The organism is Alloprevotella tannerae ATCC 51259, assembly GCF_000159995.1.
GTDB lineage: Bacteria > Bacteroidota > Bacteroidia > Bacteroidales > Bacteroidaceae > Alloprevotella > Alloprevotella tannerae.
Window position 1 is genome coordinate 69,702 of record NZ_GG700642.1, and the last position, 25,398, is coordinate 95,099.

At 44.6% G+C, this 25,398-nt stretch carries 20 protein-coding genes and 1 pseudogene; 11 read left to right on the plus strand and 10 right to left on the minus strand.

Annotated elements, in window-relative coordinates:
* The first annotated feature begins 131 nt into the window (after window positions 1-131).
* Complete coding sequence (locus tag GCWU000325_RS00350; RefSeq protein ID WP_006253859.1) at window positions 132-686, plus strand: 1-acyl-sn-glycerol-3-phosphate acyltransferase; 555 nt, start codon at window positions 132-134, stop codon at window positions 684-686.
* A 34-nt stretch (window positions 687-720) separates the two neighbouring features.
* Window positions 721-3,627: a golvesin C-terminal-like domain-containing protein gene (locus GCWU000325_RS00355; RefSeq protein WP_006253860.1), complete on the plus strand. Its 2,907-nt coding sequence runs from the start codon at window positions 721-723 to the stop codon at window positions 3,625-3,627.
* Between the two features lie 316 nt (window positions 3,628-3,943).
* Here GCWU000325_RS00355 and GCWU000325_RS00360 read toward each other — a convergent pair whose 3' ends face one another.
* From GCWU000325_RS00360 to GCWU000325_RS00385, 6 genes are all read right to left on the minus strand, one after another.
* The gene (locus GCWU000325_RS00360; protein WP_006253862.1) at window positions 3,944-5,131 is read right to left on the minus strand and encodes a MalY/PatB family protein; all 1,188 of its coding nucleotides are present in this window, start codon (window positions 5,129-5,131) and stop codon (window positions 3,944-3,946) included.
* 273 nt (window positions 5,132-5,404) lie between these two features.
* Complete coding sequence (locus GCWU000325_RS00365; RefSeq protein ID WP_006253864.1) at window positions 5,405-6,151, minus strand: EFR1 family ferrodoxin; 747 nt, start codon at window positions 6,149-6,151, stop codon at window positions 5,405-5,407.
* The gene (gene ispE / locus GCWU000325_RS00370; RefSeq protein WP_006253865.1) at window positions 6,148-6,975 is read right to left on the minus strand and encodes a 4-(cytidine 5'-diphospho)-2-C-methyl-D-erythritol kinase; all 828 of its coding nucleotides are present in this window, start codon (window positions 6,973-6,975) and stop codon (window positions 6,148-6,150) included. Before ispE ends, GCWU000325_RS00365 begins: the two co-directional genes overlap by 4 nt.
* A 10-nt stretch (window positions 6,976-6,985) precedes the next feature.
* Complete coding sequence (locus tag GCWU000325_RS00375; protein ID WP_006253866.1) at window positions 6,986-8,164, minus strand: MFS transporter; 1,179 nt, start codon at window positions 8,162-8,164, stop codon at window positions 6,986-6,988.
* Window positions 8,145-8,963, minus strand: a complete 819-nt coding sequence (gene panB / locus GCWU000325_RS00380) for a 3-methyl-2-oxobutanoate hydroxymethyltransferase (RefSeq protein ID WP_006253867.1) — start codon at window positions 8,961-8,963, stop codon at window positions 8,145-8,147. The genes GCWU000325_RS00375 and panB overlap by 20 nt, the downstream gene beginning before the upstream one ends.
* A gap of 30 nt (window positions 8,964-8,993) precedes the next feature.
* Window positions 8,994-9,698, minus strand: coding sequence for an HAD family hydrolase (locus GCWU000325_RS00385; protein ID WP_244832858.1), 705 nt, complete (start codon window positions 9,696-9,698; stop codon window positions 8,994-8,996).
* Window positions 9,699-10,479: 781 nt separating this feature from the next.
* Here GCWU000325_RS00385 and GCWU000325_RS00390 point away from each other — a divergent pair.
* Together GCWU000325_RS00390 and GCWU000325_RS00395 are read left to right on the plus strand one after the other, a co-directional pair.
* Window positions 10,480-12,267 (plus strand): tetratricopeptide repeat protein, encoded by a 1,788-nt coding sequence (locus tag GCWU000325_RS00390; RefSeq protein WP_006253871.1) that lies wholly within the window; start codon window positions 10,480-10,482, stop codon window positions 12,265-12,267.
* 46 nt (window positions 12,268-12,313) lie between these two features.
* Window positions 12,314-12,538: a hypothetical protein gene (locus tag GCWU000325_RS00395; protein WP_006253872.1), complete on the plus strand. Its 225-nt coding sequence runs from the start codon at window positions 12,314-12,316 to the stop codon at window positions 12,536-12,538.
* 609 nt (window positions 12,539-13,147) lie between these two features.
* On the opposite strand, the gene GCWU000325_RS00400 is transcribed toward GCWU000325_RS00395, so the two are convergent.
* The 3 genes from GCWU000325_RS00400 to GCWU000325_RS00410 all read right to left on the minus strand — a co-directional run bounded on the left by GCWU000325_RS00400 (window position 13,148) and on the right by GCWU000325_RS00410 (window position 16,518).
* A complete protein-coding gene (locus GCWU000325_RS00400; protein WP_006253874.1) occupies window positions 13,148-13,660 on the minus strand; it encodes a helix-turn-helix domain-containing protein in 513 nt (170 codons plus the stop codon).
* Between the two features lie 1,045 nt (window positions 13,661-14,705).
* The gene (gene holA / locus GCWU000325_RS00405; protein WP_006253875.1) at window positions 14,706-15,740 is read right to left on the minus strand and encodes a DNA polymerase III subunit delta; all 1,035 of its coding nucleotides are present in this window, start codon (window positions 15,738-15,740) and stop codon (window positions 14,706-14,708) included.
* A gap of 1 nt (window position 15,741) precedes the next feature.
* Entirely contained in the window at window positions 15,742-16,518 is a 777-nt protein-coding gene (locus GCWU000325_RS00410; RefSeq protein WP_040599044.1) for an AMP nucleosidase, read from the minus strand.
* Between the two features lie 93 nt (window positions 16,519-16,611).
* Here GCWU000325_RS00410 and GCWU000325_RS00415 point away from each other — a divergent pair, with 93 nt between their 5' ends.
* From GCWU000325_RS00415 to nqrF, 7 genes are all read left to right on the plus strand, one after another.
* Window positions 16,612-17,067 carry a type I restriction enzyme HsdR N-terminal domain-containing protein gene (locus GCWU000325_RS00415; protein WP_006253878.1) on the plus strand — a complete coding sequence of 152 codons (456 nt, stop codon included), beginning with the start codon at window positions 16,612-16,614 and terminating at the stop codon, window positions 17,065-17,067.
* 1,059 nt (window positions 17,068-18,126) lie between these two features.
* Window positions 18,127-19,476: a Na(+)-translocating NADH-quinone reductase subunit A gene (locus GCWU000325_RS00420; RefSeq protein WP_006253883.1), complete on the plus strand. Its 1,350-nt coding sequence runs from the start codon at window positions 18,127-18,129 to the stop codon at window positions 19,474-19,476.
* A 50-nt stretch (window positions 19,477-19,526) separates the two neighbouring features.
* Window positions 19,527-20,705 carry an NADH:ubiquinone reductase (Na(+)-transporting) subunit B gene (locus GCWU000325_RS00425; protein WP_006253884.1) on the plus strand — a complete coding sequence of 393 codons (1,179 nt, stop codon included), beginning with the start codon at window positions 19,527-19,529 and terminating at the stop codon, window positions 20,703-20,705.
* Window positions 20,702-21,409, plus strand: a complete 708-nt coding sequence (gene nqrC, locus GCWU000325_RS00430) for an NADH:ubiquinone reductase (Na(+)-transporting) subunit C (RefSeq protein WP_006253885.1) — start codon at window positions 20,702-20,704, stop codon at window positions 21,407-21,409. Before GCWU000325_RS00425 ends, nqrC begins: the two co-directional genes overlap by 4 nt.
* On the plus strand, window positions 21,409-22,044 hold the full coding sequence (locus GCWU000325_RS00435) for an NADH:ubiquinone reductase (Na(+)-transporting) subunit D (protein ID WP_006253886.1): 636 nt from the start codon (window positions 21,409-21,411) through the stop codon (window positions 22,042-22,044). Before nqrC ends, GCWU000325_RS00435 begins: the two co-directional genes overlap by 1 nt.
* 20 nt (window positions 22,045-22,064) lie before the next feature.
* Entirely contained in the window at window positions 22,065-22,691 is a 627-nt protein-coding gene (gene nqrE / locus GCWU000325_RS00440) for an NADH:ubiquinone reductase (Na(+)-transporting) subunit E (protein ID WP_006253887.1), read from the plus strand.
* A 6-nt stretch (window positions 22,692-22,697) separates the two neighbouring features.
* Window positions 22,698-23,972 carry an NADH:ubiquinone reductase (Na(+)-transporting) subunit F gene (nqrF, locus tag GCWU000325_RS00445; RefSeq protein WP_006253888.1) on the plus strand — a complete coding sequence of 425 codons (1,275 nt, stop codon included), beginning with the start codon at window positions 22,698-22,700 and terminating at the stop codon, window positions 23,970-23,972.
* 474 nt (window positions 23,973-24,446) lie between these two features.
* On the opposite strand, the pseudogene GCWU000325_RS12230 reads toward nqrF, so the two are convergent.
* Window positions 24,447-25,353: pseudogene (locus GCWU000325_RS12230) on the minus strand (IS982 family transposase).
* Window positions 25,354-25,398: the final 45 nt, after the last annotated feature.

Here is a 25,398-nt window from a genome sequence, read left to right on the forward strand (position 1 = left end):
TACATGCAGCCCTGTTTTATAGGAAATAGCGCTGCAAGAGCATATTTTCGTGCAACATACTCAGGAAGTTTCAAGCGAAACTTCTTGTTTTTTGTAATTTTGCATGCGATAAACCAACTCACGACTCATATATGATCAAGCAGATTTGCCGTACCATTCTCTATAAATGGTTGGGCTGGACAGCAGATGTAACTTTGCCCATACCGGACAAGTGCATCTTTGCCGTAGCTCCGCATACGAGTAACCTCGATTTTATCTTAGGCGAGCTATACATCAGAACTACCGAAAAAAAAGCTTCTTTTCTAATGAAAAAAGAATGGTTCTTCTGGCCCTTAGGCTTGCTGCTGAAAGGCATCGGTGGCATTCCCGTAAACCGAAGCAAGCGTACGAGCATGACTGATCAACTGGCGGCGGAGTTTAAGCGCCGCCCTCATTGTCGCATTGCAGTCACGCCGGAAGGAACACGCTCTAAAGTGGAGCATTGGAAAAGAGGTTTTTATTATATTGCCCAAAAGGCCGATGTGCCAATCTTGCTTTTTGCCGTAGATTATCAGAACAAGCGAATCGTTTGCCATAAAGAGATCCGTCCGGGTTCTGACGAGCAAAAGGACTTGAAAGAGATTATGGATTATTATCGTCCCTTTAAGGGCCGACATCCGGAAAAATTTCAAGTAGAATCTATTTAAAAACTTCATCAACAAACCCTCATCAATCGGCAATATGCTTCGCTTGCGCACGATCCTTATCTCCTTATTTTTTTGCGCCTGCTCGGCGCAGGCACAAGACATCGACACGCTCCTACACGAGTTCTTCACGTCCTATCATTTGAGCGGCTATCAACCATCTGCATTTTACAGAATGGATAGCGCGATCATCAACGACGCAAAAAAGGAAATTAGCATCTACGCCAACGAAGCTTTTTGTGCGCAACCTTTTACGCCTTCTTCCGTACGCAATATTTACAGCCGCCTACAGCGGAAGTTGTATCAGCCATACAATACTTACAGCATTTTTATCTTTAACGCGAAGGGTGAAAACATAGAGCAACTGATTCCTAACCTTTACCGAGAAGGACAGATCGACGATGCGCGCAACTGGGGCTCAATCAATTACAAGGGCTATCCTTGGACAAAAAACGTGTCGGCCCCATATACGGTTTCGGCAGGACTACAAGGGCGCCATTTAATGGTATGGCCGAGCCACGGACGCTATTATAAAAACGATAGATGGCAATGGCAGCGGCCCTATATCTATTGTACGACTGAAGATATCTTTACGCAATCTTTCGTTTACCCATTCTTGTTTCCTATGCTTGAGAAAGCGGGAGCTGTAGTTTATAGTCCGAGGGAACGAGATGTGCAATTTCACGAGACGATTGTTGATAATGATAACCGGAACTCTGGAGGGACGTATACAGAAACTTATACCGCTAACGCGAAGTGGCAAACTGTGGCCGACTCGATCGGCTTTGCGCGTCCAGAAGGCTTGATTAACGACAGCATTTTCCCTTTTCGCTTGGGCACAGCTCGACAAGTAGTCGCCATAAAAGGACATACGAGCCTCTCAACCGCAACTTGGTCGCCCCGCATCCCACGCAAGGGAGACTATGCCGTGTATGTGTCTTACGCATCCTTGCCCAACAGCGTCCCGGACGCACACTACACGGTTTATCATAAGGGCGGGCGCACGCAAATCAACGTTAACCAGCAGATGGGCGGGAGTACGTGGGTCTATCTCGGAACTTTCCCTTTCGATGAAGGGGAAAACCACTCCGGACGCGTGGTTTTAAGCAACCAAAGTAGCTATCGCGGCGTCGTTACTGCGGACGGCGTTCGCTTTGGGGGCGGCTTCGCGCAAGACGAACGCGGCACGGCGTTCACAAGTGGTCTTCCGCGCTTCTTAGAAGCTGCCCGCTATCAAGCACAATGGGCCGGCCTGCCCGACTCTCTCTTTAATACGGAAGCAGGATTCGATGATTATAAAGACGATCTACGTTGCAGGCCAAATCTATTGAACTATTTCGCGGGAGGGAGCGACTATTTACCGACACAGTCCGGAAAGCGCGTTCCTTTCGAGCTATCTTTGGCGATCCACAGCGATGCCGGCTACAGGAAAGATGGAAGTATTTTCGGCACGTTAGGCATTTGCACGACGCAAGATGGAAACGGATCGACGATATACCCATCCGGACTTTCGCGTAAAGCGTCGGCCGATTTCGCCGACATACTTTTGACGGGCATAGTCCGAGATTTGGGCAAGACGTACAATGTTGCGTGGACGCGGCGCGAGCTTTGGGACCGCAATTATGCCGAAACAAGGATGCCAAACGTCCCTTCTGCGATCTTGGAGACAATGTCTCATCAGAATTTCTCTGACATGAAGTTTGGCCATGATCCAAATTTCAAATTCACGATGGCGCGTGCGATTTACAAGGCCATACTTCGCTACGTATCCGCCTCGCACAAAATCGATCAGCCCGTAGTAGCGCCGCTCCCGATCCGCAATTTCTCTGCCCTACTCTCACCCGAGGGCGATGCGGCCTTATTAAATTGGCAAGCTACGCCCGATTCGTTAGAACCAAGTGCCGTTCCTGACAAATACGTGTTGTATATAAAGCAAGGCGACAACGAATTTGACAACGGTCAAATCGTAAATAGCACATCCGTTCGTCTAAATATTACGCCCGGCGTGCGTTATAGTTTCCAAGTAACAGCCGTCAACAGTGGCGGAGAGAGCTTTCCAAGCGAAGCGCTGACCCTATATAAAGCCAAAGAATCAAAGCATACGGTCCTAATCGTCAATGGTTTTACACGCCTAAGTGGCCCTTGTCCGATAGAGACGCTCGATAGTTTAGGCTTTGATCTGCGCCAAGATATAGGCGTGCCCTATTTGTACACCACGGCCTTTGCCGGTTATCAAAAGAACTTTGATCGTGCGGCTGAAGGGCTTGAAGGCCCGAGCGGTTTGGGCTATTGTGGACAAGAGTTGATGGGGAAACAAATTGCCGGCAACACATTTAATTACCCCGAAACGCACGGCGCGGCCATACAAGCTATGGGCGATGTATCTTTCGTATCCTGTTCTAAAGCAGCAGCTCCGACTATCGACTGGAAACACTTTGATGCCGTAGATTACATAGCCGGATTAGAAAAAAACACCTCTTACAATCTGCGCCCCTATGAAGCCTTTCCGGCCAATGTTCGGCATAAAATGGAAGAATATGCACACAATGGGGGCAACTTATTGGTAAGCGGCGCTTACATTGCCTCTGATGAGCAAACCTCTGCGGCAAAGCATTTCTTGAGTAAAGTTTTCAAAGCAAAGCTAATTGGCTCGAAAACGATTGAGAATACCGATAGTTTGATCGGTTTAAACCTAACTTTACCCTTCTATAACCAACTTAACGAAGATCATTACACCATTCAAAACTGCGATTTGATCCTCCCAACAGACAACAACGCTTTTACTGCGTTTACTTTCTCTGACCGCACCCCCTGCGGCGTTGCTTTTCAAGGCAAACAGCGTCGAGCTATTATGATGACCGTCCCTTTCGAATGCATCACGTCTGCCACGATTCGGCAGCAAGCTATGAAAGCGATGCTCCGCTTCCTGTTTGAAAGAAAATAAGTTGGACAACTAAAGGCTGAACAACAAACATTTGCCAGCACAATATTCCTCCGTCAGCGCTTTTTATCGTGAGCGTAAAGTTGTACGCTCGTGAGGGTACGAGTGTGCGCTCGTGATAAAAAAGGTCTACGCTCACGAGAGGACATTAAACTCATGCGACTTTCGCGCGCCACGCTCAGTGCTTTACGCTTACATGCATTGCTCTTCTCCTTTATATTTGTGAGCGAGTCAAGCCAAACGCAAACAAACAGAGGCGCACCCAAACGATGCGCCTCTCGTGAGCAGTTGTCTGCTAAATATATAAAAGGTACTGAGATTATTTTTCCAAACTTTCTACTGCCGTTTTCAACTGCTCTAAACACTGAAGGATATATGCGCGCGGCGAACCCACATTCATGCGCATAAAACCTTCACCTCCCGGGCCAAACATCTCTCCATCGTTGAGCGCCAATCGGGCCTTGTCGACAAAAAGTTGCTGCAACTGATCGTGATCTAAGCCTAACGCGCGGCAATCAAGCCAGATGAGGAAGCTCGCTTCGGGGCGAATGGGGCGAATCTGCGGCATATAGCGCTCACAGAAAGCTTCGACGGCCAAAATATTCTCTTCTACGTAAGCCAACATTTGCCGGCGCCAAGTTTCGCCTTGCTCATAGGCTGCCATTGTCGCAATGGGCGAGAAAATATTTCCTTCAGAGATGGTATTACCATCGAGCCAGCCGAAGAATTTCTTACGCAACTGCTCGTTGGGAACGATGGCGTAAGAGCTAACCAAGCCGGCGATGTTAAATGTCTTACTCGGCGCGCCGAAAGTGATACTAATCTCCGCCGCTTCCTGAGAAACGTGCGCAAAAGGAATGTGTTTGTGGCCGAAAATGGCCATATCGCAGTGTATTTCGTCAGAAATAACCACCATATGATGCGAATAACAGAAATCGGCCAAGCGTTTGAGCGTCGCGTAATCCCAACAGCGTCCGCCGGGATTATGAGGGTTGCATAAAATAAAGACCTTGCATTGCTCGTCATAGCACTCTTCGAGTTGCTCAAAGTCCATTTCGTAGCGTCCATCCGGATTCATACGGAGCGGATTGTTGACAACCTTCAATTGGTTTCCCTCCGGCACGAGATGGAAGGGGTGATAGACGGGCGATTGTATGATCACCTTATCGCCGGGCTTGGTAAAGACGTTGAGCACATAGCCAATGCCTTTTACAATACCTGAAATAAAGCGATACCAATCGGGCTGCGTCTGCCAACTATGGTGATCTGCTATCCATTTAGCTATAGTTTCCCAATAGCCTTTTGGGAACGAGGTGTAGCCTAAAATAGGATGTTCTAAGCGTTTTTTCAGGGCGTCTAAAATAAAATCGGGAGATGCGAAGTCCATATCCGCAACCCACATAGGCGAAAGGTCATCACGATGCCAGATAAGCGGCATAAACTCGTGCTTCATATCGTTGGAACCTTTGCGTTCTATGATTTGGTCAAAATCATATCGTTTATCCATTGGTCAAAGATTTGTTATGTGTGTTTTTATTTCAGTGGTAGGGTTAACCGGCTTTGATTTTCCGGAATATTCGCTGCTTACGGGCCGGTATACTTCTGCACTTATGACCCATTACAGTAACATGCTTTTGGGCAAAAATAGGAAGAATTATTGGTAATAAGGTGCGAATCCATAGGAAATTGGTCTTCATGGCTCATAAAGAAGAGCATAGCGGGAAAGAGACCAACTGAAATTGTCGGGAAATAGTCTTCTAAAAAACAAAATAAAAGCTTACTATAAAGTCTTTGGCACTTTATACTGTCCTTTACCGTAGGTCTTTTTCCCGTAATGGATGCAATGCTGCGGGCAATGGTGATAACAGGCCAAACAACCCGTACAGCGGCCGCCCCACTCTGGACGGGAGGATGTGAAAGCAATATTCTGCACCGGACAGACGCGTTCGCAGGTACGACAAGTGATGCAGTCGGGTGTAGCGGAAAAGGGCTTATCACTCAATAAAAAGCGATTGAAAAATGGCCTTAAGAGATAGGTCTTCAAGCGCGGGAATCGGCCGGGTACAACTTGCACGATTTGGTGGCGAAGGCGGATGTGCTCAGTTATCACTTTAAGCTCTTCGCGCGCCACAGCAAGTTTCTGCTCGGCCAAAGCCTCACTATCAACGTCGAAACCGGGAAGGGATACGTAGGTATTGGGCATACGCAGCGAAAAAGCTGCTTGCAGTGAGCGCTGATGATGGATGAGCAAACTCTTTCTCAAAGTTTTGTCCGTACAACCTATGTCATCGCCGCAGGTACATACCATATATATGTACGAAACTTGGGCGGAAATTTTCACGTCTTTAAGCCATTTGGCAAAGATCTCGGGCATTCCCCAAGCGTAAATGGGGAATACTAAGCCCAAAGTTACGTCCTCGATAACGGGAGGTGCCGTTGTAATGGGCGTAATTGCGTCATCAAGCAAGGCGCCCAAGGCCTCGGCGACCAAACGCGTGTTGCCTGTCCCTGAAAAGTAGCAAATCATTGACGAATCAAGGATTGGTAAACGAAGCAATCCGAAAATACTTTGCGCACGGCTTCTTGTTTGCGCCTGAATAATCCGAATACGCAACTGCCACTGCCGGACATAGCGGCGTAAACTGCGCCCATATCGTAGAGCGTCTCTTTTATGGCCGCTATTTTTGGAAACTGGGGGAAGACGGTCGCTTCAAAGTCGTTTTTTATCAGATCTTTCCATTCTTCTACCGGGCGCTGCACGGAATCCGGCAAGAATTTGTCAGCCGGACGTGGGCAAATCGCAGCATAAGCCGCCTTTGTTGAGACTGCCTCTTGGGGTTTTACCAAGACTAAAGTCCAACCTTTTAAGGTAAAATCTATGGGGGTGAGTTCGTTGCCTATACCTGTGGCGAACGAAGGCTTACCTTGAATGAAGAAAGCGCAATCGGCGCCAAACGCAGCTACACGCTCTTCCATTTGTTTGTCGGATAAACCTAACTGAAACTCGGTATTGAGCATTCGCATCATAAAGGCGGCGTCGCTACTGCCGCCTCCAAGACCGGCACCGGAAGGAATGCGTTTGTTTAAGTAAATATCCAGCGATGGCAAATCAAACTCGGCGCGCAACTGTTCATAAACTCGAATGACTAAATTGCTTTCTGCCGGCCCTTCCAAACGATGGCCGACCTGCTGAAACCGATACGGATCGTCACTGTGTTGGAGTTGTTTAAATTCCAGTACGTCTGTGAGCGGTACCGGATAGAAAATCGTCTCCAAGTTGTGATATCCGTCGGCGCGCTTACTGACAATGTTCAGTCCGATATTGATTTTGCAAAAAGGATACTCAATCATAATGTCTGCATTATACTTCTTTGAAACGAAAATCTCGATCTTTGTGCTTATTAAACCAAGGATGCACCAAAACCAAATACACGCAAAGTAAACCCACGACAACTCCGGCGCCCGCATAATACAATGTGCTGACCGAAAGTCCATCATAACAAAAAGCTACGACGCTCCAACCGATAGCAAAACCTATGCGCCAGCCCAGCATAAAGGTGTTCTGCGACGTTCCGCGCTGACAATGCCCGGACAATTTCAGGAAATACATCAGCAGACGTGAGGCTGTAAGGCCGCAACCCGCACCAAAAAGCGCGTATGCTGCGTTATGAATCGAAGAAAGTGGCTGCGCGAGCAACAGGAGTGCAGCTAAATACAACAGAAGTCCGACAAACATTTCGGCACGATCGTCCGCCTCGACAAAAACTGTCTTGCGCACGAAAAATGCAGCGAGAAGGCCGGCGCCAATAAATAGCATATCGTTCACCGTAACAGAGATAGGAGTTTGCAGCACAAGAGCCAACAACATTCCCTCTATACCTGCGGCCACTAAACACATAAGAAATAAAGGCCAACCACAAGAACGCCAGAAGCGATCACAAGAAATCAGCTGCACTTTAACAGGAGCTTTGAGCGGAATCTTTGTACAGAAAACCAAAAAGATGGACAAGCACAGCGGAATGAACAACAAGGCGTCCGTCAAAGCCGGTTGCCGAAGTAACTGCGGCAAATAAAGCACGCAAAGCCACCCAATCGGGAGTCCGAAACGCCCAAACCAGCTCAACAAACTATCGCCTAAAGTTCGACTAGATGAGAGCAAAAGGTCATTAACGATCGTATTATTGAGTGCATTTTGCGCAAATTCGAAGAAGACGCCAAAACATGCAGACAAGACATATATATAAATGAGCGGCAAGTTCGCCTCTAAGAGGGCCAAAGCGCAAACGCCTTGCAAAATACTACTCCACAAAAATACGGCCTTACGTGAAAAGCGCTCAACGATGTAGGCATTGAAGGGACCGGGAACAATCAATCCGACGGTGAAAGCTAAGATACAACCGGTCGTGATCAGAAAATCGCCGCCAAAGTGTAAATAAAGATAAGGGATTAAGCCGAAAGCGAAAGTCCAAAATAAGAGGTTCGCCCAGCAAAGTCTCTGAAAGTTTAAGCTCCGCAAAGGATTAGTAGCACTCGTTCTCATTGGGAAAATCTCCTGTCTTTACGTCGTTCACATAGCGCTTAATCGCGTCGGTCATCACCGTCGTTAGGTCAGCATAACGGCGGAGAAACTTGGGTGAAACGTCTTTATTCTTGCCCAGCATATCGTCAATGACGAGCACTTGTCCGTCAGCCGTACCGCCGCCAATCCCGATAATAGGAATGTCGACGGCCTCAACAACGCGCTGCGTCAACGTTGCCGGAATCTTTTCCAAGACAATGGCAAAGCAACCCACCTCCGCCAAGGCCAAAGCATCGGCATAGAGTTTATCGCTTTCCTCCTTTTCCTGCGCCCTTACGGCATACGTCCCAAACTTATTGATGCTCTGTGGTATTAGTCCTAAATGGCCCATCACAGGTATACCTGCGTCGAGAATTTTTCTGATTGTTGGGAGGATTTCTACGCCACCCTCAACTTTTAAGGCGTCGCAGCCACTTTCTTTCATCATCCTAATAGCGTTGCGAACGCCATCATCGGCACAGACTTGGTAAGAACCGAACGGCATGTCGCAGACGACCAAGGCCCGCTTCACGCCACGCACCACGCCAGACGCATGATAAATCATCTGATCCACAGTAATGGGGAGCGTAGTCACGTTGCCGGCCATCACATTCGAAGCGCTATCGCCCACGAGTATGATATCAATGCCGGCACCATCGACAATGCGCGCCGTGGTATAATCATAAGAGGTCAGCATCGCGATTTTTCGGCCGTCGGCCTTCATCTCTTTCAAACGTTTTGTCGTCACCTTGCGGCGATCATCATTCAAATAAGCAGTCATGATTGATTATAAGCTTTAGAAATAAGGCCCTCAGCCCAGCAAAGCGCTAAAGGAGGAATAGGTGAATTGATTAAAGTCGGGGATCACCACGTCGCAGAGGGGCGCAATGCGTTCCGGTGCATTTTCCGTCGACAAGCCGACCACTTTAGCCCCGCTATCGCGACCGGCTTGCAGTCCGCTCAGCGAGTCCTCAAAGACTACACACGTCTGGGGCGCTAAGCCAAAATAGTTGGCCGCAGCTATATAGCAATCGGGGGCGGGCTTTGAGCGGCGCGTGTCCTCTGCCGTAAAAATATGTGTGAATAAGGATTGAAAATCAGGCAATGCGGCATAAAGGGAGGCCATCTTTTCTTCATTTGAACTCGTCACACAGGCCGTAGGTATGCCCTGCTGCTGCAACGTGCGTATAAAGGCCACAACGCCCTCCACATAAGGAAACCGCATGTGGGCTTCAAAATGCTTGATGCGGGCTTTTATCTCTGCTTGAAGCGCTTCATTGCCGGAAAAATAGCAATTAAAGACGTTGATAAGCGTATTGCCCTTGATCTCTTTCGCGAAATTTGCCCGCGAGGGTAGAAATTCGTGTCCGATAGTCGTCCAAAACGCCGTATACTGCGGCTCTGTGTTGACAATAACTCCATCGCAATCAAACAGAGCTGCCGTTTTCAGACTTGTAACCATATTGTATTCGTCTTGAATATGCTGCAAAAGTACGACTAACTTTCTAAGTTGCAAAGAATAGTTACGCCTTCTGTTCGCTACCGGCAGCATATAGGCTCGTAAGCGCTTATTTTGAGAACTACGATGCACATTATTGATAGCTCAGGTCTCAGAGATTGTGTTCGTCAACTTCGCTTGCAACCAAGCGAAGCCAAACTCTCAAAGCGGTGATGGCAAAAGCTGCAAGCAATAGATCTGTTTCTCGACTGAAAAGCGCCTATTTTTTGCCTTTTAGTTCACATCCGGACGCTTTAGAAGCATTTACCTACTGGGAAGTACGCACCTTAGTCAGCGCCCGCTACAGAATGAGCACCAAGCGCTTTGGAGTATGCCGTTTGCGCTCGTGATAAAAAACCTTTGCGCTCACGAGAACAAACCTTTGCGCTCACGACGTGAAGCCTTTTTCCTCACGATAAAAAACCTGCGACTTACGTGCTTTATGCGTAGAAAGCCGATGGGGATAAATCTAAATAACAGACGATAACCCTAAAAAAACAGGGACTTACTTTTCATTTCCAACGATAAAAGCGTCGCGAATGTGAAGCGAATATACCTTTAGCTTATCAGTAGGCCTCACAGCCAAAAAGCAGACGAAGCAAAACCGGAAGACAATCAGCCGGATGGGCGTGCGAATGAAGCGAATAAGGCAATGGCAGCGCAGCAGACGGGCAACTCACCGGTTAACAAAGGGAGATATAATTTTTTAGTTAGGAAATACTTATGAAAAGTCTTTAAATGTTTACATTTGCACGAAACCCAATCTTTGACTTATACAACTTACTAAATAGTATTCTTTATGAAAAGAATTAAACACCTGCTACTCTTGCTATTCTTTGCAAGTTTAAGTATCCCTACCTTGGCGCAATATGTGCCGGAGGCTATGGAACTCGACTCAGATTCTGTCGTCGCAGATAGCATTGAAGAAATCGAGATGGATTTTAAGGTTTCCCTTGATAGCCTGAGGCTACTCGTTGAGCAAAACCCGCAGGACGGAAAAGCTTGGCTAAACTTGGCAGAGGCCTATTGGTACCAGGATGCTGACACAACGCTCTTTGAACAGGCGCTACAGAAATGCGTTTCTCTCCTATCAGCCGCCAACTCGGATGACATGGAAAGAGCCTGTCGGCTGGTTAAGTTTGGCTTTTCCGGAAACAAGCGCATAGAACTATTGAAAACGATGCTGCAGCGTCTGCCGCAAAATGTAATAATCAAAAACGGCTTAGCCCAGGCTTACTACGAGGAAGATGACTACGATATGGCTGAATACTATGACTCGATCAACTACGAATATATTCGCACACACCACTCTGAAGATTATGTAGAAGCGCTGATTAACGCCGCTGAACGGGTAGCAAGCGTGGAAGATTCAATAAAAATAAGTACAGAGATGCGCAATTATCGCGCTTGGGAACGAATCAAATTAGCCTATGACATTTCCGATAACAAATACGGAACTGCATTTCTTCTGGCGGATTCCTATATGAAATTAGCAGCATACGGAAATTCGATCTATGCCTCTGAAAACGAAGCACGCATTAAGGCGGGATTGATGCCGATAGATTTTACACAAGCGCTTGTAGATTCGGCTTTCACCGTAATATTAGCTGAAGAATTAGCGAACGAAGCTACTATACCCTTATTTTTCTTCAAAGAGTGGAAAAAGCTAGGTGCTAGCACGGTTCAAGCTATTGAAAATTATATTCTACAAAAAATTAAGGCCAAACCGCAGGAACCTCAATGGCACTACTATGAAGGAATGCTTTTGATGCTTTGCAATAGGTCTAAGGAGGCCCTTCCCCACTTAGAAGCAGCTTACGAGCAAAGGCCCTACGAGGATTTGGCGTTCGTGTTAATCTTTGGCTACTATGGAATGCGTCAATGGGAAAAATCTATTGAATTGGTAAACAAATTAATCCAAGAACAAAAGGGTGACGAAAGAGGCTTGGTAGAACCCTACAGCCTTCTCTGCAAGCTCTACGGCGCACAAGGAAATTATGAGGCAGCAATTAAAGCCGTAAATAAATGTATCAAGATTGGCAAGAAGATTGACTGGTATGGAGTCCCTATGACTCACGAATTGCGGGCTATGACTTACATCTTGCAAGGTCAAGGGAAAAACGCTCAACTCAATTCGAAAGCTTTGGCTGATCTACAAATAGCTTTCGAAGCATCAGAAGATTTTTACAAGCGTCAAATGATGGCGGTCTGGTACGGATGGCTGCTTGATCAGCCGCACAAAGCGCTTCCGGCTCGATCTGACTCGCTCAGTTTGCAGGCCAATTGGCGAACGTTTGCGCTTAAAATTGATGTAACAATATCTGTGGCTAATATCATTGCACAGTATTTTTGGGGCGATGCCGCCCAAGCACGCCAAGATATGGATGAATTCTTAGCAAATGACCCCAACAACGAATACTTCTTTGAAATTGCAGGGTTCTATGCGCTTCAAGGTGAGACCGCAAAAGCCATAGAGGTGCTTCGAAATGGCATCAAAGAGGGCGATTATTGGTATGCAGGACTCCGAGATCTCCCGTGGTTGAGCAGCCTGAAAGGGAATCCAGAATATGAAGACTTATTAAAATAAGCTGAATTCGTCGAACTCAGGCCAACTTACCAAACTAATTTTCTTTATGAAAAGAATTAAACATTTGATAATCTTGCTATTCCTTGCAAGTTTGAGTATCCCGACCTCGGCGCAATACGTGACGGACTCTATGGATTTCAACGCAGAATCCATCGCCATTGATAGCATTGAAGATGACGAAATAGATCCGACGGTTTATCTTGACAGCTTGAGACTACTAGTTGAGACAAACCCGCAGGACGGCAATGCTTGGCTGGACTTTAAACAATAGGGTCGAAAACCAAACAAAGGTTTTCAACCCTATTTCCTCAAAAGAATCTAAAAAAATGGATGAAGCAGGGACAACTTTCTTAAACTTGTGCGAATGAATGCAGATTCTCAAGCCAATATTATCGGTCAGCCCCTCGCGCTTTAAGACTTTATAGAGCACATAAATCGTTTCGGGGCGCATCTAAACAGAACTTTACCACCTAAAAGTACTCTTTATAGCGAGTCTTTGTGACGCTTGCAATGCATCTGAGTCAGTTGTTTTCGCGCGATTAGGATGCTTTATGCCGCCTCACTCATTGTATAATAAAACATCGGCGCTAGTATGTGTAAATCAAGCGGATTATTGCTGGAGAGAAACAAGAAACCGCGGGAAGAAAATAAAACTGAATCAGCTTAAAAGCCGCACCTATTCTAAAATAGCGTACACAAAAGCATACAATGCGCCGTACAGCCTTATCTACAATCTTAAATAAAGAGCAGTAAAGGCACTCGCCCTCTATATCACGTGCGGGCCGAGGGATGGCCTATGCAAGCAAGAGATCGCAATAATGAAAACAAGCCTTTTAGGTTAACTAACAAACTTGCTTTGCAGGAAGCCAAAAATTAAGACTCAACGTTTGGCGGGAACAAAAATTTCATAAGTCCCGTCATCAAAGAATACGCGAATCTCTTTAATTTCTCGCTTATGTTTGTCAAGATTGTTCATCGTTATCGCGTTCGGTGAAGAACCCTTGTAAACAGGTTCTAATTTGGGCGCTGCAGGCACTTGATTTTGTTGAGGTGAAACTGCGAGTTGATTAAAGAAAGATACTTCTGAATCAGCTTGATAAGGAGAATCTATCCCCCCTTCATTAAAAATTGGTTCAATTATTTCTTGTTGTTTGGAGGGAGAAGATAAAACTGAAGCATCATTAAACTTATCCCCTTCACCAAATAAAAGCCAATTCACATTTACTTCTGGAAAGGCATGATGAATTGCTAAAACATGCTTATTAGTAGGGTTAGTTCTTCCGGTAAATATACTTGATAAAGAAGCCGCAGACAAATTTAATCGCTGCGCAAATTCTTGCTGAGACAAATTTTGGTCATCCATTAGTTGACGAATACGATCCTTCATTTCCATTTTGAGCTAAATTAAGAGCACAACTACCATTTTTAGGTAAAAAGGTGCCGTTTTACATTTTATATTTTCAATTATGCAAAGATACACATTTCAAGAATCCCGTCAAGTATTGAAAAGATAAAAATCAAATCCAATATTTAATTTACAACCCAACCCTTATTTACAAACCAAGACCAGCCTAAGTATACAAGCGCTTAATATTAGATGTATAAACTATAACCCCTCAAAATAACGTCTTAATACACTATAGATAATAAGCATAATAAACTCGTTATCAGCATTCTTACACAACACTACAGGCTAAGAATTAGATCAAATATCGCTTACGCGATAAAAAATAAGTATTTCTCTTGTAAAACACTTTTATTTATTCCACACATAAGCACTGGTAATCATATGTTTATACTAAAATCATTCACAACCAATTATTATTCAGTACACAAAATAATAGCTGCGCACTAAATCAATGTTTACATATTTAAATGTTGACGCCCATATTCAGCACCATTAATTCTCTCCTATATTTTGATTTATATACCAATACTTAAGCGCGGAAGAATGAAGTATTGATTACAATTTCAATATCTTATTTTGTAATCTTTGTACCCCTAAATTTTAATACGAAATCATAGAAAGAAGCTCTTTTAAAAACAATCAGGGGGAGGCAAGCTAAAAGCATTTATTACAATCAGGAGACAAGAAAAACTACTTAATGCATTGATTATATTGAAGTAAACGCAAAATAAGCACCATAAATAAATGGCGCTAAAAAGTAATCTTCATGAAAGAATTGAAATGTATAGATTGCAATCTATACGAAATTGAGCCATTCAGAGTATGATTGAGCACTATTATGATTAAAAATCTGCAAGTAATACACAGTTCTAATTTCAACAGGAAACCATTTTGATAGAAAAGGCAGTTCTGAAAGCGCAGACATTTTAGTCTAAACGATGTAAGCGACAAATTAAAGCGGCAACTTTGAAATTTCAAAGTTGCCGCTTTACGCCATCTATTTAGCAAGAAAATATTTTACATAAAATACTCAATAAAGAATAAACGAGAGAAGCTCCTTCATCAACTCTCCTGAAGAAATTGTTGTGCTCCCTACCCCTTTTGAGCGAGCATCTGTACGACGAATTTCAGCAACAATCCGCATCACTTTTTCAGCTCTATAATTTCGCATAGCGACTGCATACGTTTTTCTGAACTGCCAATCGCTCACTCCGACCCACGACGCTATTCCACTCTCCGTTTTATCCATAGAATAATACGCTAACATCAAATTTGAAAAGAAGCGAAACAAAGTTGGCAAGGTTCGTTGAATTGGAAATTCCTTAGGATTTCCGTCAAAATATTTCTCAATTTTATAAGCCTTCAGTACATCCTTTTGAGCAAGCGCATCCTGTAGCTCGTAAAGATTGTATTCTTTACTCACCCCGATGATCGCAGCCACAGAAGCAACAGAGATTGAAAGCGCCGTTGATGGTGAAGAAAGACAAAGCTTATCTAGCTCTGCCGCCATACGGTTAAGATCTGCGCCAACATACTCTATTAATAATTGTAAGGCGGCTGGTTCTATCTTCCTCTGCTTAGATGCAAGATAAGCATTGATAAAAGATGGCAACTGCGAATCATATAAGCGCTTTGATTCAAAAAGAACGCCAACCTTTCCTAAAAGGGCTATACCCTTCTTGCGTCGATCTATCGTACCATTTTTATAACAAAACACTAAAATGGTAGAGGCCTGCGGCTGCTTGAGATAATATTCTAGTCGCTCATAGTCTTTTATATTCTGAGCTTCCTTTACTAGCACAACAAGCCGAGGCGCCCCCATCGGAAAGCCTTTGGCTGCATCCAAGACATTATCTATTACAACATCGGCCCCATAAAGCGTGATTAAATTAAAATCACGCTCTTCAGGGCGCAAAGCCTTTAATACGAGCAAATCAGCAAGGCGATCAATGTAGTAGCTCTCCTCTCCCATTAAGAAATAAACGGGCTTAAAAACCCCAGCGTTTATTTCCCGAGCGATGCTCTCATACGTAGGACCGGCATTCTTTTTTGCGACAAAAGCCATCTTACCAGTCAAATTTCAGATGCCTTACCGTGCGTCGTTGATCCATAATAAGCTGCATGGCCTCTATACCAATCCTGACGTGCGTCTCAGAAAAGTTATTTGTTACCTTTCTATCGCTGGCTTCCGTCTTAATGCCATCAGCCTCCATCGGATTATCAGACACCAACAACAAAGCTCCTGTAGGAATATGATTATAAAAGCCGCAAGAGAAAAGCGTAGCCGTCTCCATATCTACGGCCATTGCCCGCGTCTCCCGCAAATAGGTTTTAAAACGTTCGTCGTGCTCCCAAACTCGTCGGTTCGTTGTGTAAACCGTCCCCGTCCAATAATCATGATTATTGTCTCGTAGCGCTGTTGAGACTGCACGTTGCAGCATAAAAGCCGGAAGCGCAGGCACCTCTGGCGGGAAGTAGTCATTCGAAGTTCCTTCTCCACGAATACCGGCCAAGGGCAAAATATAATCGCCCAAGCGAGTTTTATCCGAAATGCCGCCACATTTTCCTAAGAAAAGGCAAGCTTTAGGATGCACCGCACTCAGCAAATCCATAATCAGCGCAGCATTGGGACTCCCGATACCAAAATTAATCATAGTAATCCCATTTGCCGTCACGGCCCTCATATTAGCGCCAAACCCAACCGATTTTGTCTCCATCTGATCACAGAAAAGATCCACATAATGATTAAAGTTCGTAAGAAGAATATGCTCTCCAAAATCCTCCAATTTCATTCCGGTATAGCGCTGCAGCCAATTCCCGACAATTCCTTCACGTGTCATCATAAATTCGTACTTTTGCATTGTCCCCTTAGAAAGGTTTATTATTTAAGTCTTTTCATCAGCAGACAATATTCTTTAGTGTGCAAAATTAGAAAAATGATTTCATTAAATCTCCCTACTTATAATACAAAAATCAAGCAGCGTCTTGACGGGAGCTACGATATATTTGATTTTCTCCGCAAACGTTATGTGCGACTCACGCCCGAAGAATGGGTCCGCCAACATTTCGTACATTATTTAGTTGAGCTAAAAGGTTATCCCTCCGCACTGCTTCAAAACGAAATCAGTCTGCCGCTCAATGGCAGCCTACGCCGTTGCGATACGGTTCTTTTTGATCGCGACGGATCCCGTCCCCGCATGATTATAGAATATAAGGCTCCCAAGGTGCCTATTACCGAAAAAGTATTTAAGCAGATTTCTGCTTACAATAGCAAGTTGCGAGCTGATTACCTTATCGTCAGTAATGGATTAACACATTATTGTTGCCAATTAAATTATACCGACAACAGCATCAAATATCTCTCTGAAGTGCCCAACTATGATGCACTTTAACTTTCTATTCTCCTCCACCCTGCTTCTTCAAACAGGAGTTAGGCTTCTTGTCTATTGATATACAAGTACTTATTGCCCCTATCAATAAGCACTTACGCTGTTTTGCCTCTTCTTTCCTCCCCTCCACTGCCGCAAATTACTTTTCTCAACAAGCAGACCGACTTACGAGTTCAATAGATAGCAAATATTATCTATCCATTGCTGACCACTCGCCACCGCCCTCTGAAAAAACAAACCAACCCGCTGCAAAAGACGGGAGCAAAAGCTGCGTGTGCTATACTATAAACATCTCAGTTTGCCTATACATTCACATATCTGCTCCATCACGCCACATATAGTCCCAAGCTTCGTATATACGAACGCAAGAAATAGGGCTAAAAAGAGGCAAGGAATGAAGAAAGACTACTGCACGAGCACTAATCACAAACAATGGCCCCGTCTCCTCCTCTACACATCTTATTATACTATTGTTTGGCCTCATAGTGCTTTTGTTTGGTCCCAACAAACTATCGTTTGGCCCCAGCAAACCATCGTTTGGTCTCGGCAAACTATCGTTTGGCGGCAGCAAACAACAATCGTTTGCGACCGAAAAGCGGCTGTTTTTAGATCTATCACAAAAAAACTCCTTTCACAGATTTGAAAACTAACGATTCAACAAACTATGACAGATATAAATTGGCAATATCAAAAAGCCATTACCCTAGACTTTGTCACGTGTAAGCACACATCTGTTTGTTTGCGCAAAAAGATAGAGAGACGGATGAGAAGCCGGAGCGTAGCCAATGGAAAGACGATACTTCTGCCCTGCTTAATCCTCCATGAAATTACATAAAGAACAAGTCTGATAGAAAAAGAGTGAGTAAAATGAATAAAACAAAATGAAAGTTAGATTATATCTCTTATTCCCAAACGAATAAGTGACACATAACGACTTTAGGATAAGACTCGGAACGCGTAAAATGTTCTTTCTGTAAAGTATACTCCAGAAAATTCGGCCTTTTCTTGTGGAGTTTCGGCTATTTTATCCTAATTTTGCAGACGTCAAATAAACCGATATGTATGAAACCCATAATCAAGCTTAAGAAAGGGTTGAACTTGAGGCTTATAGGAGAAGCACCGCTTACGTTAAAACAAGCGGCGCCATCTGCTACATACGCCTTGCAGCCAACAGATTTTCTTGGGATTGTTCCTCGCCTTCAGGTGAAAGAAAACGATCACGTTAAGATTGGCGATACGCTGTTTGCGGATAAAGAAACAGAGCGCATAAAGTTCGTAGCTCCCGTTAGTGGTACAGTGACATCGATTGTGCGCGGCGAACGTCGCAAACTCTTACGCATTATTATTACTCCGGATGCAGAGCAACAGGAGAAAGCGATTACGCCATTAAATTTGGACAAAGACACGCCGGAAACAGTAACTGAAAAATTGCTGGAAACCGGTCTTTTTGCATTTCTTCAACAACGGCCTTACGCGATCACAGCATCGCCCAAAGACACACCTAAAGCTATTTTCGTTTCGGCCTTTAGCAAGATGCCTTTAGCCGCCGACTTTTCCTTTGTCGTAAAAGGTCAGGAAGCAGCTTTTAAGGCTGGTTTAACAGTGCTCTCCCGTTTGGCAAAAGTGCATTTGGGTATTTCTCCGGATCAAGTCGGTCAAGACTTTGTCCCGACTGACGGCGTTGACGTTAACGTCTTTGATGGTCCCAATCCATCAGGAAACGTTGGCGTACAAATCAACCATATCTCCCCCATTAACAAAGGAGATATAGTCTGGACGATCGGAGCCGAAGAGGTCATCTTCATTGGTCGTTATGCACAAACCGGAAAGTTAGATTTCACGCGCCGCATCGCTGTGGCCGGAGCTGAGGTTCAAGACCCGAGCTATTATGAAATTAAGTTGGGTGCCTCATTGAAAACCCTACTTAAAGAGCAACTGAAGACCGCGGAACACGTTCGTATTATCGACGGCAACCCGCTTGTGGGCCGCAAAGCAGACTTAGAAGGCTACGTCGGCGCTCACACTACGGAAGTTTGCGCTCTGCCCGAAGGCGACAACGTACACGAAGTTTTTGGCTGGATTGCGCCTCGCTTCAACGAGTTTTCTACCAGTCGCAGCTATTTCTCTTGGCTCTTTGGGAAGAAAAAATACAATCCCGACTGTCGTATCAAAGGCGGGCAACGCCATATGATTATGAGTGCGGAATATGAACGCGTATTCCCGATGGATGTTTTGCCAAGCTTTTTGATCAAAGCCATCATTACGGGCGATATTGACCGCCAAGAAGCATTGGGTATCTACGAAGTAGCGCCCGAAGACTTTGCCGTGGCAGAATATATCGACTCTTCCAAGCTCGAATTGCAGCGCATTGTGCGTGAAGGCCTGGATATTTTAAGAAAGGAAAATAGCTAAATAATAAATTGATTCGCCCTTTATGGGTGCAAATCCAATAACGAAACACAATGCTTCAATCATTTTTCGACAAACTCAGGCCTCACTTTGAAGAAGGCGGGAAGTTGCACGCTTTCCACTCGGTCTTTGAAGGTATGGAGACCTTTGTATTGGTGCCGAATACGACTGCAAAGGTCGGTGTGAGCATCCACGATGCCATCGATTCAAAACGTATTATGACGTTTGTCATTATTGCGTTGCTGCCGGCCCTGTTCTTTGGGATGTACAACATCGGTTACCAAACTTATATGACGCCCCCGGCTGTCGTAGGCGCAAGCTTTTGGGAAATGTTTGCTTACGGCTTCCTCATTATGCTGCCCAAGATCGTCGTATCTTATGCGGTCGGCTTAGGTATCGAATTTGCCGTAGCACAATATAAACATGAAGAGATCAACGAGGGCTACCTCGTAACCGGTTTGCTGATCCCTATGATTGTGCCTATCGAGTTGCCTTTGTGGATGCTGGCCGTAGCTGTAGCATTCTCCGTCATCTTCGCTAAAGAAATCTTTGGTGGTACGGGCATGAACTTCTTTAATCCGGCCTTAGTTGCACGTGCTTTCCTCTTCTTCTCTTATTCGGGCAATATGACCGGCGATAAGATTTGGATTGCCAAAGATACTTTCTTCGGATTAGGCAACCCGAACCTTACAGACGCAGTAACGATGGCTACTCCGCTGACGCAAGCCAGCACGAATCAGCCTTTCTCTACGACGTTTACAGATATGGTCGTCGGACTTATGCCCGGATCTATCGGTGAAACAAGCGTTATCGCGATTCTCATTGGCGCAGTCATCTTATTATGGACACGCATTGCTTCTTGGCGGACGATGTTGAGCGTATTCATCGGAGGTGGTTTAGTCGCTTTCTTGTTCAATAGTTTACATATTCAAGACAACGCGATTGCAAACATCCCTTGGTACGAACATTTGGCTTTGGGCGGTTTCTGCTTCGGTGCAGTCTTTATGGCAACAGACCCGGTGACGAGTGCCAGAACAGAGAAAGGAAAATTCATCTATGGCTTTTTCATTGGTGCTTTGGCTATCATCATCCGCGTATTGAACCCCGGTTTCCCGGAAGGTATGATGCTGGCTATCTTGTTTATGAATGTATGGGCTCCTTTCATTGACTATTGCTTCGTAGAAAGCAATATTAAGAGGAGAGCTAAACGCGCTAAAAGTAATACGCTATGAAACTGAATACAAACAGCAACGTTTACACGATTGTTTACTCGATTGTTGTCGTAGTAATTGTCGCTTTCCTCTTAGCTTTCTGCTATAGCGCTTTGAAAAGCCGCTCAGAAGCCAACGAACGCATCGACAAAAAACAGCAGATCTTAGCTGCACTAAACGTCAGAAACGTCAGCAAAGAGCAAGTCGAAGAGAAATACAAAGAAGTAGTGGTCGCTGATGAAATCATCACATCTCAAGGCAATATCCTTAAAGATGGCACGCAGAAGGATAAAGATGGCTTCACCGTCAGCAGAAAGGATATGTCGAAAGACAACCTACCTATATATATATGTAAGGTCAATGGAGAGACAAAGTATGTTCTCCCAATGGTAGGTAAAGGCCTTTGGGGACCAATCTGGGGATTCATTGCGCTCAACAAAGACAAGAAGACCGTTTTTGGGACCTATTTCGATCACGAAAGTGAGACGGCTGGTCTTGGTTCTCGTATTAAGGATGAGGATTTCCAAAATACTTTCCAAAAGAAGCAAGCTTACAGCGACAACGGCGAAATTACGCTGCAAGTTGTGAAAGCCGGAGCAGCCTCAGATAAAACCACGCAATGCGATGGTATTACCGGAGCGACTTTGACCACAAACGGGGTTGAGAATATGATTAAAGAATACTTGGGCTTCTACAAAGCCTTCTTACAAAATAACGACAAGTAATGGGCAGCTTATTTTCAAAAGAGAATCGCAAAGTATTCTCCGGACCTTTAAACTTGAACAACCCGATCTTAATACAGGTATTGGGTATCTGTTCTGCACTTGCTGTCACCGCGCAGCTGGAACCTGCTATAGTAATGGGCTTATCTGTTACGGTGATCACTGCATTCAGCAACGTAATTATTTCACTGATACGCAAAACTATCCCGAATCGCATTCGTATCATCATTCAGCTCGTTGTCGTAGCCGCATTGGTTACCATCGTGAGTATGATCCTGAAAGCCTTTGTTTATGATGTAAGCGTACAGCTTAGCGTCTACGTCGGCCTTATCATTACCAACTGCATCTTGATGGGGCGACTCGAAGCTTTTGCAATGATGAACAAACCTTGGGAGAGCTTCCTTGATGGTATCGGCAGCGGCCTGGGCTACGCTTGGATCTTAGTGGTCGTTGGTGGCGTCAGAGAGCTTTTTGGTAGTGGCACGCTCTTCGGCTTCTCTATCATACCTCAAAGCTTTTACGATGCAGGCTACGTTGACAACGGTATGATGACGATGCCTACAATGGCTATGATCATCTTAGGCTGCGTCATCTGGGCGCACAGAAGTATCGTAAAAGAAGAAGATCTGAATAATTAACAGTCAATTTCATAATCAAAATGGAACACGCACTTAGTCTTTTCGTCCGCAGTATTTTTGTGGATAATATGATATTCGCTTCCTTCTTGGGTATGTGCTCATACTTGGCTGTAAGCAAAAATGTAAAGACCTCTTTCGGCTTAGGTGTTGCCGTAACATTCGTTTTAGTGGTTACAGTACCGGTCGACTACTTATTGCAAACGAAAGTATTACAACCGGGGGGAATCTTTGGCGACGTAGATCTTACTTACCTTTCTTTCATACTCTTCATTGCTGTTATTGCAGGTATGACGCAGCTTGTAGAAATGTTTGTAGAGCGTTTTTCGCCCTCCCTCTATTCTGCATTAGGTATCTTCCTACCTTTGATTGCCGTCAATTGTGCTATTATGGGAGCCTCTCTCTTTATGCAGCAGCGTATAGACATGGATCCTACGAGCTCGCAATATATCGGCTCATTATTTGATGCATTTATCTATGCCTTTAGTTCAGGTATTGGCTGGCTGATGGCCATCGTCGCTTTAGCAGCGATTCGTGAAAAGATGGCTTATACGAATGTCCCCAGACCTTTGCAAGGATTAGGTATTATATTTATAACGGTAGGCCTGATGTCAATGGCATTTATGTGCTTTAGCGGCTTGAAAATCTAAATCACGATGGACATTACATTTATTATAAGCAGTATTGCAGTCTTCCTCGGGATCATTCTTGTTCTCGTGGTTATACTTTTAACGGCTAAGCACTACCTTATGCCGAGCGGAACGGTTGCTATCACCATTAACGACAAAGAGAAGTTAGAAGTAGCTCAAGGTAGCTCACTCCTTTCCACCCTCTCTGAGAATGGCGTATATCTTTCCTCTGCTTGCGGCGGTAAGGGATCTTGCGGCCAGTGTAAAGTACAAGTTGTCGAAGGCGGAGGTGAAATTCTCGATGTTGAGAAAGGTCACTTCACACGTAAAGAGATAAAAGAAGGATTCCGCCTCGGCTGCCAATGTAAAGTAAAGGGAGACATCTCTATCCAAGTACCTGAGAGCGTTTTAGGCGTAAAAGAATACGAATGTACCGTTATTTCCAACAACAATGTGGCTTCTTTCATCAAAGAGTTTATTGTCGCTCTTCCCGAAGGAGAACATATGGACTTCATTCCCGGCTCTTATGCACAAATTAAGATCCCCACGTTCAAGATGGACTTCGATAAAGACATTGATAAGGCCTCTATCGGCGAACGCTATATTAAAACTTGGGAGCAATTTGGCATTCTCAACCTCAAGTGCGAAAATACCGAGCCTACTATACGCGCCTACTCAATGGCCAACTATCCGGCAGAAGGCGACCGCTTTATGCTGACGGTACGTATCGCAACGCCTCCTTTCCGTCCTAAGAGCCAAGGTGGAGGTATGATGGACGTTATGCCGGGTATCGCATCCAGCTATATCTTCTCGCTTAAACCCGGAGATAAAGTTATGATGAGTGGTCCCTATGGCGACTTCCATCCGCGCTTCGACAGTAAGAAGGAAATGATTTGGGTCGGTGGCGGCGCCGGTATGGCTCCCCTCCGCGCGCAGATTATGCACATGACAAAGACGCTCAATACGCGTGATCGTAAAATGAGCTATTTCTATGGTGCACGCTCTTTGTCTGAAGTCTTCTACTTGAAAGATTTCTTAGAATTAGAAAAGGAATTCCCCAACTTCAAGTTCTACTTAGCACTTGACCGCCCCGATCCGGAAGCGGATGCAGCCGGCGTGAAATATACTGCGGGCTTCGTGCACGAAGTAATGATGAAAGAATACCTCAAAGACCACGAAGCGCCCGAAGATATCGAGTACTACATGTGTGGTCCCGGTCCGATGTCTAACGCTGTCGTTAAGATGCTCGACAGTCTTGGCGTAGAGCCTGAAAGCATTATGTATGACAATTTTGGAGGATAATTTACTACAACATATCCCTTGAAGAGAGCGTGCCGATTGGCACGCTCTCTTTTTTGTCGAACACATTGCCGGTAAAACAGCCTCCTAGTCCACCCTATAAACGGCTATCATTTTTAAGCAGCAAAGGGCTATCTTTTCCCTTTCCCATAACCGAAGCCCCGCACTCTTCTTTCTAGTTAAAGAACGATACTTGAAACCGATTCTTCTGTGCGCATTCTCAAAGATTTTAGATAGTTATCGCAACTCTTACATACGCATCTAATTAAATTTTCACCGTGGTGATAATTTTGTTTCACCGTGGCGAAAAATCAGCCTCACCGTGGTGAAACTATTTTTTCACCACGGTAAAAAATCGAATGACTATATCTCCGCACTAATTATTTACACATATTACGACAACGCTTTGCGTAGATTGCAACCAATCTATGCGCTTGCCGGCTCTATTTTTACCTATTTAACGTGAGTTCGACGAATTTAGAACAAAGCAAGCTGTGTATCAATAGTCCTTTGCAGATTGATGCACGGCTTCTTTGGAAACAGGCAATAGGCAGCAATAGCCCCTAATAAGTTGACGATGAAATTGTCAAAGCATCTATGTCCGGAGTGTTCCACTTGTGCGATGTTCTTAAGTTCATCATTCACCGTTTCTATAATGGCTCTTTTTCTGAGTAAAAGTCTGTCTGAAACACTCATTAAAGCTCCTTTCATGTTACTTTTCAATTTGATAATAAGCTGTATTCCGTCAACGAAAAGCCTTTGAAAGAGGTTCTTGCCGATGTAGCCCTTGTCACCAAATAGCTTACCATATATAAGATCTATGAATGCTTTGTACTCCAAAGGCTTACGGTCATCAATATCTCCTGGCGTTATCATAAAGTTGAGAAGCTCTCCTTTCTCATTGCAAATCAAATGCAATTTGAAACCGAAGAACCAACCCATAGAGCATTTACCTCTTTGGGCTATGCCTTTGAAAACTTTGTGAATATGTATTCTCTGATTCTTGCAGACACGCAATGGTGTACTGTCAACAAAGCTTATGCCCGTGCATTTGCCCAAGAGGACCTTCTTGATAAACAAGCTTAAGGGGTACGGCTACCTCCCTTTCCAATTCTACTAAACGGTTATAAGAAACAACATTGGGAAACAGATGGCGAAGATGCTTGCATACTTTTTCAAGATAGAAATGTTTAAAGCAGCGATAACCGGAATCGTGGAAAAGAATCATTATCAGCATGACTTCTGCCTTTGACATTGTAGAATTTCGATGATATTTTCTTTTTCCGGTAGGTTTTAGCGTATATTTTGCTGTCATTGCATCAAAAAACTTGCAGAAGTCGTCTGCCATACAAAATATTTCAGTAACTTTGGCTTCGGTGATCATAGCGATTTTTGTTTGTAGTTCTATGTATATCAACACTTTAAAATT